The sequence below is a fragment of the Arthrobacter sp. sptzw32 genome, assembly GCF_059089735.1.
Genome location: NZ_JBNHEZ010000005.1, coordinates 219,544 through 233,035, shown reverse-complemented (window position 1 = coordinate 233,035; position 13,492 = coordinate 219,544). Strand labels below are relative to the sequence as shown.

Sequence of the window (13,492 nt, the reverse complement as noted above, 5' to 3'; positions counted from 1 at the left end):
GCGGATATCGTCAACAAGCACGCGAGTGACACGGCCGCGGGCCTGGGGCATGCTGTCATCGCCTGCCCTGGTGAGTGCCTCCGCCTCGAGTGAGCGCCCCCAGAGCTGGATGGCTCGTTGTTGAACTTCGTGAGGTGGAAGGCCCAACGTCTTTGCGGCGCGTGATTCCGCGAGGCTGACTCTCGGATGTCGAGAGCGACAGTACTCTGCACCTTCGGGCGGCTCGAGCATCGCCTCCCAGAGGGCGTCTACGTGCGCGTTGCGTTCGTCGGCGGTCAACGGGCCGCTACTGCGCCGAACGATAGCGGCGTCCTGATGTGCGTCACAAGTATCGGTACGGGGGTCGTGGGCATGCTGGTGGTCAGCGCCCGTCAGTTCTATGCTGCCTTCCAGAGTGGCCCCCGGACCCGACCATTCCCGCACGTCTTCCCAACCCGCAGTTGGAGCTGAAACAGTGAATGATTTTGAGATCTCGCCGGAGCGTGCAGCGGCCATACGACGCGCCGAAGTGCTGTCCCGGAAGATCAACCTGCTGCTGGACACGATCATGTCCGAGACCGGGAAGCCGTTCGAGTACCCGGCCATCAAGGACACCGCGATGAAGGAGTGCGGCTACTACATCTCCCGCCCCCGGTGGTCCCTGCTGAAGTTTGGCAAGGAACAGATCGTCCCGGACGAGACCCTGCGCGCGATCGCCGCTGTGTTCGATGTCGACCCGGAGTACCTGCTCCAGGAGGACTGGCCGCTTCCCGAGCAGGTCGAGGCCGAGCTGGCGCTGCTGCGCAGCCTGCGCTTGGCCGAGGTGCGCAACTTCCCGGCGCGTGCCCTGAACCCGGTGGCTCCCGACAAGCTCCTGGCGATCGCCAAGATCCTCGACGAGGTGTAGCGGCAGCTGCACTGGTCACCCAGTCGAAAAAAGAAGCCCCGCCGGGATACCCGGCGGGGCTTCTTCGTGGTGCTGGGTGGTTGTCTCTACTTGAACGAGTGCGCGCCCTGCTGTTGGGCGGGACCCATGGCGGCCGTACCGCCCGACTTGGCTGATACCACGCGTGATCCGACCCTGCCCGATTTCCCGGTGCCGTATCGTACGGTCTTCGCGGTCCGCGTGCTGGCTCCGTTCGTTACCGGAGCAGGATACGAGTCCTCGATCGGTGGCATCTTCATCGCGGCCAGCTTCTTGACGGCGGGGTCCGTCTTACGTCCGAGCTTCTTGTCGAGCACGACCTTCAACTGCGCAGCGTAAATCTCTCGGCGCAGCGTCCTGAGCAGCTCGTTTGTGGTGGGTCTGCGTTCAGTCATTGCGGTCCTCCTTCGCGAGCTTATTGTCTCCTGATGACTGCGAATCGTCCACGTAGCCCTCCACCGACGAGCGTTGCTCCTCGGTGAGCTCTCGCTCTGCCACGTCGTTGATCAGTTGCTCGATGTCGTTCGGCTCCATGTGGGTCTTGGTGCCCTCCCACACCGCATCCAGCACGAGTCTGTCCTCGTCGTTGGCCATGTCGCTGTCGGCCAGGAGCTGGAGCATCTCGTTGCCGTACCGGATCATCACGGCGTCCTCCGAGGTGGCTGCTTCCAGGGCCCCACTGGGTGCGCCGCCACCATTCGCTTCTGTTGTCGGCCTGGCGCTTCTGCCTCAGGGTGCGCCAGGGGACCCCTGCGATCAGGAGACCGGCGAGCATCGGTGCGAATGCGGCAAGGACCTGCCATGCAGCGGGTTCTCCCGGTGCCAGGTTGTTCAGGGCGCCGACGATGTCCTGTATCTCGTCGTTGGTCATCGGCGCGTCTCTTTCCGATGTAACGGGCAGTCAACCTCGTTCCATAGTCAGCTATTGCCTAGGATCCGGACACGGTCGATCTTGAAGACCGCCGGGAACGTGGTGTTCTTATCCGGATTTCCCGGATACTCGCCCCCGACCGCCAAGTTCATCACCAGGTACATCGGCTCATCCGGAACCTGCCCGCCCACTACTTGCCATACTTCCTCTCCGTCGAGCAGATAGGTCATTTTTTCGGGGGACCAATCAAGTGAGACGGTATGCCAACTACCAGCCAGGGATCGCCCTTCCGGGAGGAAGTGATCCTTCCCAATGGGTGGTGCTGACCTGTCTCTTGGGTGTAGGTGCATCATCAGGCGGTCAGTGGCATCACCGGTTACTTCCAGCATGTCGATTTCCGGCCGCGACTCCTCGCTTGCAGGAAGGAGCCAGATTGCCGGCCACAGGCCGCGCCCCGAAGGTAACTGAAACCTAATCTCGACCTTTCCGTACGTAAATTGAAGTTTGGACGGCATGTCATGGGCTGGGGGTCCAGTTGTCACCATGCCGGAGGCGAAGGGGTAATCCCTGCCGTTGGAGGCCGAAATCTCGCTGCGCTCGGCAGTCATGTGCAGAGCCCCATCGGAAACCCTCACCTGCCCAGGAAGGTACCATTCGAGTCCATTGTTTGATTCGATCGTGCAACCGTCGTCCTGCCACCAGTAGCACGTATTCCAAGTAGAGTCTCCGAGCGTGTTCCCATCGAAGCCATCGTCCAGCAGGATCCCTTGCTCCGAATTCGCGCCAGGATGGTTTTCCACTTTTGGCTTAACTGTTGAAGGTACCTGGACATCTCCTGGCGTTGTGCCAATGTCGGCGGAGGTACAACCTGCCAACAACAAGCCCACGGCGATCAGTCCGGCCACGATTCCCCAACAGAATGCCCTCTGCGTCCGCATCACCAGATGCTAGCACCGGCGAACGCCGCCCGCCATGTCATGCCAATGCCACATGGCTGGGGGAAGGCCCCCGGGAAACCGCAACGGCGCCGCGCGAAGCTCGTCAACGACCCGGCCGCATCGTTAGAAACGATGGTGTTCATCCTCAGGGTATTTCTGCTGGCCGGGACGCTCAACGGGACGGGATTCAAATTCCTTTCGAAAGCGCGCAAAGCCGGGTATGGGCGCGAACCCTACTAATGCGATGAGAAAGAGAATAGCGAGTCCTGCGAGCGGCGACCACAAACCGCTGACGGCCAGCGCGGTCCCCACCAATACTGAAGCGCACAAACTGAGAACAACGGCCATCGCCAGTGTGTCACCACGATCGTTGGGCTGCATTCGACGCGCCCACCCGTAGCCTGGCACCAGGAGACAGAAGGCAGCCAAGTAAATCAGCCGTATTTCCGGCACGGCAACGGCAAGAATGACAAGCAATGCAAAAACAGCGACCGCGGCCGCCCCAGTCCACGCGTTTCGTCCCAGCATCACTTTGATCCTGGTTCTGACAGAGTGAACACAGCGGCGTCGGGTGTTTCATAGACAATGCGGAAATCACTGCTGCGGCGCAGCGCGAACTCGATCCGCTCAATACTTCCCTCCGGCATCGACGCTTCGAAGTCCACCGCGATGCCTTGTCCCCGGGTGAGAAGAACGTAGGCATCGGTATATTCCGGGTCGCTGAGCCACTCCGCCAATTTTCCGGCAGGGTCGGCCAGCAGTTCCGAGGTTGTACCCTCTGGTTCCCGATCGATGGGGACATAGGTGAACTTGTCGTAACCGAGAAAACGCGTCGGATAATTTGTGCTGCCCTCTACGAGCAATGACCCCGACTGTGCGTGGACATCCACCCAAGCTGCCGCTTGCACCTCTGCGGGAGTGAAGTAGTTCTGTCGTTCCTTACCGTAGTAACCAAGGAAAAATCCCGGTACGACCAGGACAGCAGTGACGGCGGCAGCGAGCAAACTGCGTGGGGGAAAGCCACGAGAACTTCGGGGTAGGCAGGCGTCAGCCCCGAGGAAGGCGATGAACGGTGCAGCGAATAAGAAGGCACGGAAAAGGACCTCACCACCAAAGCCGGTAGTTAAGACCAGCAGGGTCGGCAGGACCATGAGCACTGTTGCCGTCGCCCGCAGGTCTCGCCCGCGCCTTCGACGTACAAGTCCCAGGAGGGCGACTGCTGTGGCCACGATAACGGTGAAACGCCCGCCCCATACCACCAGCAACTCTACGCCGCTCAACGCCGCCGCTTTGTCGAGGGTTTGATCTGCGTTGCCCACTGGATTACCCAATTCCGAGACCAGCCGCTGCAGGTTCGTCAGCGTGTAGTCGCGTGCACCTGTAAGAGCCCATACCGCCACGAGGGCTAACGCCACAAGCGGGAGGTACCAGCCCCGGGTGCGGCGAGTTGCGACCAAGGCGCTGACGGCGAAGAACATCATCAAGGGCGTGATTTGGTGGCTGACAGCGAGCGTCGCGACGATTGTGGCGAAGGGGGCGATGTGAATGCGGTGGGTTGAGTGCCGGATTAGAAGCCCGACCAGTCCGAGATACAGCAGAAAGGCCAGCGCCTGAGGAGAGAAGTACTCCTGTCCGACCCAGTTGATCAGGAAAAAGAACAACAGCCCGAGCCAGACCAGGGACCGGTTGCGGGTCATGCCGCGAAAAACGTAGCGCAGGACCAGCAGGTTCATTAGGTTAAATGCCAAGGGCGCCCAGCCCGCGATCTGGAGGGCGTCTGGTTGTCCGGCCAACGAAGTCAGCAAGGCACTGCCCGCGAAGAAGCCCGGCCAATTATGATAGATCTGCCCGACGTCGATGCTGGTATCCACGGATCCGGTGCGAAGAATGTAATCAACGATGCCAACGTGCTTGTATGCCCAGGAATAGCGGAGGGTCCCGTATAGCAGCGGCGGCGTGCCATGTATCAGGGCGATATAGGTGACGAGGTAGGTGGCAAGCACCCAACCCGGACGGGCCCGGTAAAGACTGTAAAGGAAACCGCCGATAAGCAGCACGAGGCAGCTAACGATGGCCACGTTGAAGAAGGACAGTAGGCCCAGTGCACCCATAGTCCGAGGGGCGGTTCCCAAAAATCCCAAGATCCACAGAAGGACGGCCGCGAAGGGGACTACGAGGAACACCAGGTCGTGCCGTAATGTCACAAAACGAGCTCGACCTTTCGGCCAAAGCACGGACGCGGAAGTACGCGCCTGCGCGGCCAGATGCAACGGGGAATTCAACGCGGGCGTCTGCACCGTTGCCCTTTGTTTGACTGGCGCCTTCATTGCAGCGTTCCCTTCGGCGACTGATACTCTTTTCCGGCGAACAGATGGACCACGGGAGAAACATTCCGCGCGGCCCATATAAGTCCCACCCTGTTGGTCGATGCCCGGGTCAATCCTGCAGAAACGTGCCATAGCCACGTCAGCAGAATGATGTGTTCGGTCTCCACGTCTGCGTTGGCCAGCGTCGCGCCGAGGCCAGATAATCCCGAACGAACAGCCTCCGGATGGGCCAGGGCCTCCAGAACGGTAGCACCGAGTTCTCCGGGTTGGTTCGTAAGCCACCAGTGCACGAGATCAGTATCCGGAATCCCAGAGGGTATCGCGTTTTCCCAATCTACGATGCCACTGATCCTCGGGCCCTCAGGCGTGATTGTTGTCAGCACGTTTCCCCCCCAATAGTCGCCGTGCACCCAAGTCGTTTGCATTTGGCGCCCGACTAGTCCCCGTCGGAGTTCCCGCGCAAACCGCTCTAGGTTACGCGCGGTTCCGGGGCGCCGGTACGAGCGGCGTATGGCTTCCACCGGCTTATCGACCCACAGGGCCAAGAGACCCTCATCCACAACCCGGGACGCGCCCGTCGCCTCGTGGATCCGGCCGATGGCTGCAAGAGCGGCCGCACTCACAGAATCAGAACAGGGCGTGGTCGTGTCCGTCGCACCGGGCAGGGCCGACTCGAGGACGACCTCTTTCCCGTGCAGCTGCGTCCGGCGAATCATACGGGGTAGCAAGACCACTGTGTCGGGCTCAAGTCCCGCGAGAAGTCGCCCCACGGTATCAGCGTGTTGTTTCAAGCCTTGGGAGGCGAGCGACGACGTAGCGATTTTCAGGATCAGAGGCTGCTCGTCGCCCTTCACCGCGACGACCAGCGTGTCGGAATCCGAGGTCAGCAACACGGACGTCCGGTCACCAGGCAACCCGCACGCCGCGAGGGCCGGCTCCAGCAGGAGTTCCGCTTGCTTTTGGTTACGTCGTGTTCGTCGGCCTAATGGAATCCCTCTCGCTGCATTGAGCATGCCGCGCCGCCCATGTGGTCTGTCCCATAATCCGGTGCGTCCTGAAAGGAGCAAGCATGCGGCCACAAGGGTCTGGTTGAAGAGGATGGCAATGCCAATACCTGTGAGGCCCCACAGTTCAAGGCCAATCCAGCTTCCCCCCCATGTGGCGAGCGCGGTGAATGCGTATACCGCAAGGACCGTCTTCATGTCTCCGCGTACGCGCGCCGTGCTCACGCTGATTCCTATGATCAGTTGGGGGACGGCCGATACCAGGATCAGCTGCAGCGTCGCCGTGGCGTTTTCCGCGTATTCGGTACCGATCAAGCGCAGTGCAAAGGGCGCCGCCATAACGCCGATCACTGCCGCAGGCACCACCAGCTGGGTGCAGTGCAGCAGGGCACGCCGAGCATGGGCCACGGAATGTTCCGGATCGTGGGCTGATTCGGCGATCAACGCGCTGCCAACGTTGCTGGTAATCAGGTAGAGCGCGTATCCGATGGTGTTCGCCATGTACCAGTGGGCGCTGGCCTCGGCACCGGCGACCTGCAGCACGATGAGTGTCAGGACGTCAGTCGTTGCCAGCCACATCAGGGTCGCCACGTGGTCCGGGCCGGCGAACCGCACCAGGGTCGACATCGAGACTTTCGCTTCCGTGGCTGATCGCGGATCGGCGGCGGCGACTTTCCGGGCGATACGAAGCACCAATGCGCCGACGACGATGACGGAGAGTGCAACCGGAACGATGGTTGCAGCGAAAATCGCCCACGCCGCGGCACCGGCCAGTAGTGGTAGGGCGAGGATCTTGAGTAGGGAGGTCGCCCCGTTTGCCAGCGGAACCCAGCCGGTGTGGCGCAACCCGATCAGAACCTGGTCCTGCAGAACGAAGACCACCCAGGCTGCGGTGCCGACGGCAAATACGAACATGTTAAGGGGACTCTCGCGCAGGAAGCCCAGCTTTTCGGCCCACAACGGCTGTCCCATCAGGAAGATCCCGGCGGCAAGCATCGCGGCCCCGGCGCATAACGCATAGCAGGAGAGGATGAGCCGGCCCGTGGCTGCCCCAGCAGCAGGAAGGAAGCGCAGCAAACCGTTGCGCATTCCCAACGTCGAAAAGTTGGCTAGCAAGGTCACGGTTGACATAACAGCGGCGCCGATGCCTACGGCCGTCGTCGGCAGCCACCGCGCGGCAAGGGACCAGAAGATCAAACCGAGGACCGAAGTGATTCCGGTGCCGATGATTAGGGCGTCTGCTCCGCGACGGAGGGGGTCCTGCAGACGGGCACGCACTGAACCGGTGAGACTGAATGCGGCACTAGTCATAACTCTCGATCCTGACGTGGCTGATAGCGAAATCAGCCGGAAAGTCGGTCGCGTCATCCGGTGGCCCGGCGTAAATCCCCCCCACGGCGAGATTCATCACTAGGTACATCGGTTCGTTTGGAACTTGGTCGTCGACGACTTCCCAGATCTGCTTTCCGTTCCAGTGAAAAACCAACCGGCCAGGGGTCCAGTCCAGACGGACAGTGTGCCACTCTGCCGTGAACTTGTCTCCTCCAGGTTGGTGGAAGTCCTTCCCAAAGGACTCCGCCGAACGACTCTTAGGATGGAAGTGCATTGCGATGATCTGGGGCATGTTGCCGCGCAGCTCCAAAATATCGATCTCGGGCCGGGATTCCTCGCTAGCTGGAAGCAGCCAGATGGCTGGCCACAGCCCTTGTCCCTCGGGCAGTTTAACGAGTGCTTCAACGGTGCCGTACTTGAAGGCTAGCTTGGGGGGGTGGTCATGGGCTGGGGGACCGGTCGTCACCATTCCGGAGGCAAATGAAAACTGCCGGCCGTCCGGGGTGACGATGTTGCGCCGGTTAGCCGTGAGGTGAAGCGCACCATGGGACAAGGTGACCTGTTCCGGCCTGTACCATTCAAGCTCGTCGTTGGATGCAATGGTGCAGCCATCGTCATTCCACCAGTGACAGGTATTCCACACCGCCTCATCCAGCGCGTCTCCTTCGAAATCGTCGTCCAGCAGGAGCGTCTTATCCGCCGAGGTTTGCGGTGACTTGAGCGCACGGCCTTGCGCGGAGTCCTTACGCAGGTCGGCCGAAAATGCCGACACGCCCAAAACGACGGCAAGGAGGACACCCATGACAAAGAACCGCGGGCGGGCAAGCGGAAGCTGGTCAGACATCACGAAACCCCAAAAGGCGTTTGACAACTTCGCGTGCTACGGCATCTGAATGGCTCCATGGCAACCTGTCGAGCCGTAATTCCGCGTAATCGTGGGGGCGGGCGCCAAACTTTTCCTTGAACTGCGACAGCGTCGTCGACCGGCCACTTTCGCCCAAGTGGTAAGCGCTGCATGCTAAGTCGCAGGCCATCTTAATGGTGGTCCATTGCACCAGGTCTCCCGCACCGGTGGAGCCCATCTGAGCGCGGTCCATTGCGGACCGGGTGTCATGGGCGGTTTGGCCGAAGAGGGTGATCGCTCCCGCCAAGGGCACCTCCCCCAGATAGGCCAGGGTCACCACAAAGTGCGTTCCTAGATGCCGGGCCATAGCCTGCAGCTTGTTCAAAGGATCGCGGCGGCGCGCCCTCGCGTGGGCCAGTGCTCGAGGTTCGTGTTGCTGTTCCGCCCACCTGTCTACGGAGAGGAGGAATAGTCCGTAGTAATCCTCCAGTAGGGCACCCGAGTGGCCGGTCTCGATACGGATTCCTGTACGCTCGGCGGCGCGGACGCCGCGTCGGGCGGATTTGGACAACTTGGCCCATGCGGCCTCCTCCCCGCCAGCCAAATCGATCACGTGGGCACGGCGCGGGATCACCAGGATGCCTTCGTTGAGGTTGCCGTCCCACGCCGGCCAACGTCGCGGGTCTGGTCGAATAGCAACCCGCTGCATTCCGAGACGGTGCAGATCACCCAGCACTTCACGCACTATGTCGGCGCTCGCCTCCGATCCCAGGAGTCCGCCTATGCCCCAGCCGGACGGATACGACTGGAGCCAGCCGCCGAGGCCGATGGGACCGCGCCGCCTCACGAGGGGCAGCACCACTTCGCGGCCATCTTCAAAGGAGTACAGGCGGCTGGCATCCCGGTAGGAACCGGCCGCTACCAGGGCGTCCACCCATTCTGGCGCCTGCTCGGGCAATGCGTCCCGATCGTTGGAGAGGACGCGCTGCCACGTGTCCCTTGGCGCTGGCGTGACTACCGTGAATGCGCTCATGATACGAACCTCGCCGTCCCTGCACGGAGGCGGCGGACCTGCCGCCAGGCCGTGGTTCGCCAGCGTTCCCCGGCAGGGGCCCGAACAACGCCCTGCCCGCGCAGCACGCGTTCGATCATGTCGAGCGTGTAGTCCGACGTCACCGTCACACGGGCTAGCGAAAATCGGTCGTCCTGGTCGTGGCTCAGCGCGTTTCGGACCGCGGCTGCAGAAGTATAGCCTGCGTCGGACACCATCTTCTTGATCGCCCGGGTATGGTAGCCGTGCGGGTAGGCGAAGGCGTCGACTCGCCGGTCCAGAATCGATTCCAGCTTGTGCTTGCTGTCAACGATTTCCCGGCGAGCGATTGCGGCGCGAACGCAATCCAGCTGCGGATGCGTCATGCTGTGGGCGCCGATCTCCACGCCGTCGTCCGCGAGCTCCCTGATTCCTTCCGAATCCAGCATTGGCAGGGAACCGGCTCCGAGTGGGGCAAGCCAGTCACTCCGACCACCCACCAGACCTGCTGTGACGTACAGGGTTGCTGAGAGGCCGCGGGACTTCAACTGAGGCCATGCATTTGTCGAAAAATCGGCCAGGCCGTCGTCGAACGTGAGCACCACGGTCCCCTCAGGCGCTGGCTTGCCGGCCAACCTGAAGTTCATCAGATCAGCCACCGACAAAGCGTGATAGCCTAGTCCGCCCAGCAGGTCCAGATGGTCTGCGAACTGCGCGCGACCGATGGTCCATGGCTTGAAACCCGCCGCGGGTCGGTCATCAATGGAGTGGTAGAGCAGAATTGGTATGACGGGCATCATGAAACGCCTACTGGTTGAATGATGCGCTTGGCGTGGTGTCGGCTCCGCACGTAGCGCCCGGGCCCCGAAAGCAATCCCCGGAGATGTTGCCGCCGCAAATCCTGCGGATACGGCGGCAGGCCGGCCATTGCCGGCGGGTTCAAGATTGCCGCGGCACGGGTACGTAGGGCCGTGCGCCGGGCAAATAGCACCAGGAGCATCTTCGGATCGCGCATGAGGCAACGGGTTAAGTGGGCGCCCAGCCCTGCGCCATAACCGTACATTTGGCGGCGGAGCGCAGAATAGTCACGATGGTGTGGATGCAACACGATGGCAGCCGGCTCGTGTACCAGGCGGTGTCCGGACTTCAGAACATCGTAGAAGGCGGCTAGATCGTCACCACCCATCGAGATCGTTCCCGTACCCAGCGCCGGGTCGAAGCCTTCCTTGCGTAAGTACGCAGTGCGGAACGCCATGTTCGCCCCTGAACCGCACGAACCCGAGGCGTAGGGGAGAAGCGGATGCTCATCGTTGTTCATCCAGATATTGAATTCGCGCTTCTGCAGCCCCTTGTCGTAAGTCGCCTTGCCCTCAACCCACAGTTGTGGCAAGGTTTCGAGCTCGCGTGGCGCAATCATGCCCGTGACGCAGACGATCCCTTCACCCCCGTCGAAAGCCAAAAGCAGGCGTTCAAGCCACCGGTGCTCCACAAGGACGTCGTCGTCGGTGAAGGCCACGAATTCAGTGGTTATGTGTGGCAGGGCCGCATTGTGCGCGTTGGCCAGCCCCGGCCGGTCATCGCGCACGTAGGAAAGGCGTTCATCGCCTTCAATGCGCCTTGCCATCGACTCGGCCGTCCGCTCATCTGAAGGTGCATTGTCTACAACGACGACCTTTTGTGGCGCTACACTGCCGCCCAGGATGGAGTCGATGCACTCGAGAAGTTGTTCGGGCCGGTTACGGGTGGCAATAACCACCGTCCCACGGTCCCCAAGAGCGCACAGGTCGGATAGGCCGGGAACCGCTGCCACCAGGTCAGCAACTGGCACGAGCGAAGCCGCTTCCAACCTCTGCGCAACCAAGTTTGCAGTCAGCTGTTTTTCGTCGTCGGCTTCAATGCGTACCTTGGTGACGGGAGTCCCCCCACATGTGACCAAGCACCATGCCTGCTTGTGATGTACGCCGCCATCAAGTACGGCGAGGGAAGCGGACAAGTCTTCTAAGTCAACGATCATCGGCAAGACAGCCGGCACTTCCGCTTGATCTGTGGCCAGCAGGGCAGGTCTAAACAGACGTGCCTTCGCGTAACCACCGGCGGTTAAGGAAAGCCCTATCATGATGGCACCGGCTCTAGCCGCCGCCCACCGGTCGCCTCGAAGTGCGGCGACGAAATTATGCAGCACGGCCGCCGGTAACGTCCGTCTGACGTAGGTTCGCTCCGCGGCAAGCCCAGTGGACACACCTACAGTCCGTGATACGCGCGCCTTGGAGATTCCTTCGGCGAGGCATCGGGTACGGAAATAGGACCAGCGGGCCCGCCCCACCGGGATTCGGTGATAGACGACGGCGGCGGGTTCGTAAAGGAACAGGCCGCCTGGGTGGCCCTTGGAAGCTCTGATGCACCACTCGGTCTCCTCACAGCCCGCGGCCGTGTTTGCCGTGCGTCCCAGCTCGGTGTCAAACCCGCCCACTGAATCGAAGACGCTGCGGCGCATGGACATGTTGCAGCCCATCATGTTGCGAACCGGTGCGAGCCGGTCAGGCTGCCCTGTGTAGCTGCAGCCGACGACCCAACCGAACTCGTCCGGCCACCACGCTGGTTCCACGAAATCCCAGGCGGGCCGGGCCGATCCGCCCACCCCCAAAACCCGGGAGTCGGCGTAGTGCGCGGTTAAGCGGACCAACCAATCCCGGCCAGCGGTCGCGTCGTCGTCAAGGAAAGCGACCACTTCGGCGGTGGCCACGTCAACACCAGTATTGCGGGCCCCTGACAGCCCCTTCGGACCGCTGTTCGCAACCACCTTAACCCCGACCAGCTCCCGCCCGGCACGGTCCAGCAACTCCTCGTTATGGTCAATCACGACTACGACCTGTTCCGGCGGTGTAGATTGGCCTCGCACAGAAGCGACGGCCGCGACGAGGTCATTCCAGCGCCCTTCGGTGTAGGCGCAGATAACTACGCACGTTGTGGCGGTCATCGGGCCGGGTTCTCCTGCAAAATGGCACCGGCGCTGTTAGGCATCTCGCGGACGGCGGCTGGCATCGCGGCAAGCCCGAGGCCGGCGTTCGAGGAGTGCGACACTGAAGCAACGGCACCGAAGCCGCTCGTGGGTCGGGGGACGCCCAAGCCAGTTCGGGCTCGGGACAGGCCCCGCCGTTCACGGACGATGGTCCGAAGAACGCGGGCGCCGTCACGGAACGTGCGCAAATTGCTTTCGCCGTGAAGTCGGGGACTTTCGAACGACGCGACTTCCACGACCCGCAGGCCAGCAGCCAATGCACGGATATTGAGGAAAGTTTCCACTTCGAAACCGCTCACCTCGCCTTCGAAAGCCGGAAGCACGTAGCGCCAGAAGGCCATGTAGCCATAGCAGAGATCCGAATAACGACCACCGAATGCAATGCGAACTGCCTGGGTCAGGACCACGTTGCCGGCCGAGCGCAACAGCGTTAGATCGCTGCTGCCACCACCTTGCAGAAAGCGCGATCCCTTGACCACGTCGGCACCGGCCTGGAGGGTCTGCACGAAGACGGCGATGTCTTGGGCAGCCATGGACCCGTCCGCATCCATCATGACGATGATGTCACCGTGCGCCGCCTTGAACCCGGAGCGCAAAGCGTGGCCCTTGCCGCGGCGAGGCTCCATGACAATGATGGCGTCAGGACGCAGCTGGCGGACGACGTCCAGAGTCCCGTCAACAGACTCACTGTCCACGATGATCAACTCGTCGACTATGGAAGGAAGCGAAGGCAAGACCTGGGCGAGGTTCTTGGCTTCATTGAGCGTCGGGATAATGAGGCTAACCGACGGCTGGGCCGAGGATATGCGAATCATGGGAAGCGCAAGATCGGCCGGTGGTACCTGATCGTCTTCGTTCAGTGGGCTCATGTTTGTCATTTCCTTCTCAATCTTGGTTTCAAAATTCTCCGCCCATCACGCCTCACCGGGGCGAGCCGCCCATCCTGTACGCATGGGGCATCAACGTACTCCTCAAAGTGGTTTCACCACACGAGTAGAGCACTACTCGTTCACGAGTAGAGCACTACTCGTTTTGGCTGGTTTGTGGCGTGCTCAAGCCCTCGCAATTACTCGGCTCCTACTCGAACGGCTACTCGGCTCCTACTCGGACGGCGCGGCTTGGTGGGACGCATTTGAGTCTTCGGGCAACCGACAGTGAATCGCTTGCGCAGTGCAGAATGTATGAAACTGCGATGATGACAAGTGCCTATCCCAGCCCATCGA

The 13,492-nt window shown here is 61.6% G+C and carries 12 protein-coding genes; 1 reads left to right on the top strand and 11 read right to left on the bottom strand.

Annotated elements, in window-relative coordinates:
* Nucleotides 1–454: 454 nt before the first annotated feature.
* Nucleotides 455–886 (top strand): hypothetical protein, encoded by a 432-nt coding sequence (locus AC5RVN_RS11895; protein WP_494138057.1) that lies wholly within the window; start codon nt 455–457, stop codon nt 884–886.
* Between the two features lie 86 nt (nt 887–972).
* On the opposite strand, the gene AC5RVN_RS11890 is transcribed toward AC5RVN_RS11895, so the two are convergent.
* From AC5RVN_RS11890 to AC5RVN_RS11840, 11 genes are all read right to left on the bottom strand, one after another.
* The gene (locus tag AC5RVN_RS11890) at nt 973–1,299 is read right to left on the bottom strand and encodes a hypothetical protein (RefSeq protein ID WP_494138056.1); all 327 of its coding nucleotides are present in this window, start codon (nt 1,297–1,299) and stop codon (nt 973–975) included.
* Nucleotides 1,292–1,549, bottom strand: coding sequence for a hypothetical protein (locus tag AC5RVN_RS11885; RefSeq protein ID WP_494138055.1), 258 nt, complete (start codon nt 1,547–1,549; stop codon nt 1,292–1,294). Before AC5RVN_RS11885 ends, AC5RVN_RS11890 begins: the two co-directional genes overlap by 8 nt.
* A 273-nt stretch (nt 1,550–1,822) precedes the next feature.
* Entirely contained in the window at nt 1,823–2,680 is an 858-nt protein-coding gene (locus tag AC5RVN_RS11880) for a glycoside hydrolase family 16 protein (RefSeq protein ID WP_494138054.1), read from the bottom strand.
* Nucleotides 2,681–2,836: 156 nt separating this feature from the next.
* Nucleotides 2,837–3,241: a hypothetical protein gene (locus tag AC5RVN_RS11875; RefSeq protein ID WP_494138053.1), complete on the bottom strand. Its 405-nt coding sequence runs from the start codon at nt 3,239–3,241 to the stop codon at nt 2,837–2,839.
* Entirely contained in the window at nt 3,241–5,040 is a 1,800-nt protein-coding gene (locus AC5RVN_RS11870; RefSeq protein WP_494138052.1) for a hypothetical protein, read from the bottom strand. The genes AC5RVN_RS11875 and AC5RVN_RS11870 overlap by 1 nt, the downstream gene beginning before the upstream one ends.
* Complete coding sequence (locus AC5RVN_RS11865) at nt 5,037–7,355, bottom strand: phosphotransferase (protein WP_494138051.1); 2,319 nt, start codon at nt 7,353–7,355, stop codon at nt 5,037–5,039. The genes AC5RVN_RS11870 and AC5RVN_RS11865 overlap by 4 nt, the downstream gene beginning before the upstream one ends.
* On the bottom strand, nt 7,348–8,220 hold the full coding sequence (locus AC5RVN_RS11860; RefSeq protein WP_494138050.1) for a glycoside hydrolase family 16 protein: 873 nt from the start codon (nt 8,218–8,220) through the stop codon (nt 7,348–7,350). Before AC5RVN_RS11860 ends, AC5RVN_RS11865 begins: the two co-directional genes overlap by 8 nt.
* Entirely contained in the window at nt 8,213–9,253 is a 1,041-nt protein-coding gene (locus AC5RVN_RS11855; RefSeq protein WP_494138049.1) for a GNAT family N-acetyltransferase, read from the bottom strand. The genes AC5RVN_RS11860 and AC5RVN_RS11855 overlap by 8 nt, the downstream gene beginning before the upstream one ends.
* On the bottom strand, nt 9,250–10,047 hold the full coding sequence (locus AC5RVN_RS11850; protein WP_494138048.1) for a polysaccharide deacetylase family protein: 798 nt from the start codon (nt 10,045–10,047) through the stop codon (nt 9,250–9,252). The genes AC5RVN_RS11855 and AC5RVN_RS11850 overlap by 4 nt, the downstream gene beginning before the upstream one ends.
* The gene (locus AC5RVN_RS11845; protein WP_494138047.1) at nt 10,047–12,227 is read right to left on the bottom strand and encodes a glycosyltransferase family 2 protein; all 2,181 of its coding nucleotides are present in this window, start codon (nt 12,225–12,227) and stop codon (nt 10,047–10,049) included. The genes AC5RVN_RS11850 and AC5RVN_RS11845 overlap by 1 nt, the downstream gene beginning before the upstream one ends.
* Nucleotides 12,224–13,138 (bottom strand): glycosyltransferase family 2 protein, encoded by a 915-nt coding sequence (locus AC5RVN_RS11840; protein WP_494138046.1) that lies wholly within the window; start codon nt 13,136–13,138, stop codon nt 12,224–12,226. The genes AC5RVN_RS11845 and AC5RVN_RS11840 overlap by 4 nt, the downstream gene beginning before the upstream one ends.
* Nucleotides 13,139–13,492 lie beyond the last annotated feature (354 nt).

Coding starts and splice junctions, on each gene's coding strand:
- AC5RVN_RS11865 (WP_494138051.1), bottom strand. CDS start 7,355: ATGACTAGTGCCGCATTCAGTCTCACCGGTTCAGTGCGTGCCCGTCTG.
- AC5RVN_RS11840 (WP_494138046.1), bottom strand. CDS start 13,138: ATGAGCCCACTGAACGAAGACGATCAGGTACCACCGGCCGATCTTGCG.
- AC5RVN_RS11860 (WP_494138050.1), bottom strand. CDS start 8,220: ATGTCTGACCAGCTTCCGCTTGCCCGCCCGCGGTTCTTTGTCATGGGT.
- AC5RVN_RS11875 (WP_494138053.1), bottom strand. CDS start 3,241: ATGCTGGGACGAAACGCGTGGACTGGGGCGGCCGCGGTCGCTGTTTTT.
- AC5RVN_RS11855 (WP_494138049.1), bottom strand. CDS start 9,253: ATGAGCGCATTCACGGTAGTCACGCCAGCGCCAAGGGACACGTGGCAG.
- AC5RVN_RS11845 (WP_494138047.1), bottom strand. CDS start 12,227: ATGACCGCCACAACGTGCGTAGTTATCTGCGCCTACACCGAAGGGCGC.
- AC5RVN_RS11890 (WP_494138056.1), bottom strand. CDS start 1,299: ATGACTGAACGCAGACCCACCACAAACGAGCTGCTCAGGACGCTGCGC.
- AC5RVN_RS11870 (WP_494138052.1), bottom strand. CDS start 5,040: ATGAAGGCGCCAGTCAAACAAAGGGCAACGGTGCAGACGCCCGCGTTG.
- AC5RVN_RS11850 (WP_494138048.1), bottom strand. CDS start 10,047: ATGCCCGTCATACCAATTCTGCTCTACCACTCCATTGATGACCGACCC.